This is a genomic window from Pseudonocardia sp. SID8383 (genome assembly GCF_009864975.1).
GTDB lineage: Bacteria > Actinomycetota > Actinomycetes > Mycobacteriales > Pseudonocardiaceae > Pseudonocardia > Pseudonocardia alni.
In genome coordinates this window covers 1-2,238 of sequence record NZ_WWFY01000667.1, presented here as the reverse complement: position 1 = coordinate 2,238, position 2,238 = coordinate 1, and the positions used below count along the sequence as shown (strand labels likewise).

The 2,238-nt window shown below is 76.0% G+C and carries 2 protein-coding genes and 1 pseudogene; 1 reads left to right on the top strand and 2 read right to left on the bottom strand.

Annotation, left to right across the window (positions count from 1 at the left end; translation table 11 throughout):
- Together GTW08_RS16350 and GTW08_RS16345 are read right to left on the bottom strand one after the other, a co-directional pair.
- Nucleotides 1-224, bottom strand: a pseudogene (locus GTW08_RS16350) (hypothetical protein); the annotation flags it as partial.
- Complete coding sequence (locus GTW08_RS16345) at nt 221-1,969, bottom strand: acyclic terpene utilization AtuA family protein (RefSeq protein WP_073574892.1); 1,749 nt, start codon at nt 1,967-1,969, stop codon at nt 221-223. The gene GTW08_RS16345 and the pseudogene GTW08_RS16350, both read right to left, overlap by 4 nt.
- 81 nt (nt 1,970-2,050) lie before the next feature.
- On the opposite strand from GTW08_RS16345, the gene GTW08_RS16340 reads away from it, so the two are divergent.
- The coding region (locus GTW08_RS16340) for a LysR family transcriptional regulator (RefSeq protein ID WP_161152175.1) at nt 2,051-2,238 on the top strand (188 nt) is incomplete at its 3' end.

Genomic DNA, 2,238 nt, shown 5'->3' with positions numbered 1-2,238 from the left:
GCGACGGCCGCACCGCCGCCGAGGCGCAGCGCGCTGGGCACGACCGGGTCGGCGCCGACGAAGCCGACCCGCCCGCCGGCGTCGGCGCCGCTCATCCCGACGCAGCCCAGCAGCCCGTCGAGGGCCGCACCGGGGTCGAAGGCGTCGTCGGTGGCGGGGGACGCGACGTTCGCGAGGATGCGCTCGGCGGTGGCGTCGCCGGTCGTGGCGGCGGGGGTGGTCATGCGGTGGGTCCTTCCACGTGCCGGGCCCGCAGGTACTCGCCCACGGACTTGCCGATCTGGTCCACGCGCAGGTTGGCCGAGCCGCCCGAGCCGAGCAGCCCGACGAGCACCAGGTGCACCGCGCGCAGGTGCGGGAACTCGTGGCGGACGATGCGGCCCCCCGCCTCGGGGAGCAGCGCGGCCGCCCGCCCGGTGGTCAGGGTGGCACGCAGCCACTCCCAGTGCGCGGGGTCGCGGCACCAGACGCCCACGTTGGCGTTGCCGCCCTTGTCCCCCGCCCGGGCCCACGTGTACTCGCCCAGCTCGGCGCGCGGGCCGGTCGGTGCGGGCAGGTCCGGCTCCGGGTGCACCGGCTGCACGGTCTCCTCCGGAGTGGCGGTCCGGGTGGCGCGCGGGACCTCGACCCGGCTGCCGTCGTCGAGGACGGCGTGGTGGTCGAGCAGCGCGGACTCCAGCAGCGCGGGCCAGTACTCGACCCGCGGCCACGGCTGCGACGCCCGTGGCGCGTGCCCGTCGTGGTGGAAGCCGGGGAAGCCCTGCAGGTACAGCGACCCGACGGCCGGTGCGAACCGGAGCAGCGGTTCCTTCTCGCGGGCGGTCGCGATCACCCGGATCGGGACGGTCGCCGCCCACTGGGTCGGCGGGTCGACCGCGGCGACGCCGAGCGGGGTGACCTCGAGGGAGTCGACGTGCCCCTCCAGCGCGGCACGCAGCTGGGTGCGCAGCAGCTCCACCTTGCCCTCGACGTCCGGGGCGGTGCAGAACAGCATCGTGGAGATCTCGTAGCCGATCGGGGCGAACACCGCGACCTTCGCCGTGGGCGGCGGCGGGGACCCGGTGACGGGGCCGATCGCGACGCGGTCCGGGCCCTCCTGGCTCAGCCGCACGGTGTCGAGGTGCACGGTGACGTCGGGATTCAGGTAGCGGGGGCCCTGGATCTCGTAGAGCAGCTGCGCGGTGACGGTGTCCACGGTGACGGTGCCGCCGTCGCGGGCGTGCTTGGTGATCACCGAGGAGCCGTCGGCGGCGACCTCGGCGATCGGGAAGCCGGGGCGCAGCATGCCGGGCACCGACCGGAACCCGGAGAAGTTGCCGCCGGTGGCGTGCGCGCCGCACTCGATGACGTGCCCGGCGGTGACCGCGCCGGCCAGCGCGTCGAACTCGTCGGGGCCCCAGCCGTGCCACCAGGCGGCCGGGCCGGCGGTGAGCGAGGCGTCGGTGACCCGCCCGGTCACGACGACGTCGGCACCGGCGGCCAGCGCGGCGGCGATCCCGAAGCCGCCGAGGTAGGCGTTCGCGGCGATCGGGGCGAAGCCCCAGTCCTTGAGCGGGGCGCCGGTGTCGAGGTGCTCCAGCCCGTGGCCGTCGGTGTGGAAGTCGGCGAGCCGGTCGAACACCCCGTCCCCGGCGACGTGCGCGACCCGCAGCGACAGCCCGGCCGCCGCGATCCGGCCGCGCAGCTCCTGCGCCATCCCGGCCGGGTCGAACCCGCCCGCGTTCGTGACGACCCGGATCCCGCGCCGGGCGATCTCGGGCAGGTGCGGGGTGAGCTGGTCCAGGGCGTACGCGACGTAGCCGGGGCCGCCGCGCCCGGCCGCGGCGGCGAGCGCGGCGAGGGTGATCTCGGCGAGGTAATCGCCCATCAGGACGTCGACCGGGTCACCGGCCATCGCCTCGTCGACGGCGGTGTACCGGTCGCCGAGGTAGCCGGAGACGTTCGCGATGCGCACGGGACGGGAGGCCATGCCGGTCACGGTAAGGCGCCGGTCAGCGCCGCCACCAGGACCGATACGTGCAGGCGGACGTGACCTCTAGGGTCATGCTCCGTGGAGCTGTTCCATCTGCGGTACTTCCTCGCCGTCGCCGACGAGCTGAACCTGACCCGGGCGGCGGCCCGGCTGCACCTCGCCGCGTCGCCGTTGTCGCGACGGGTCCGCGACCTGGAGCGGGAGCTCGGCGCGCCGCTGTTCACCCGGTCCGCGCGCGGGATGGCGCTCACCGCGGCCGGACGGGC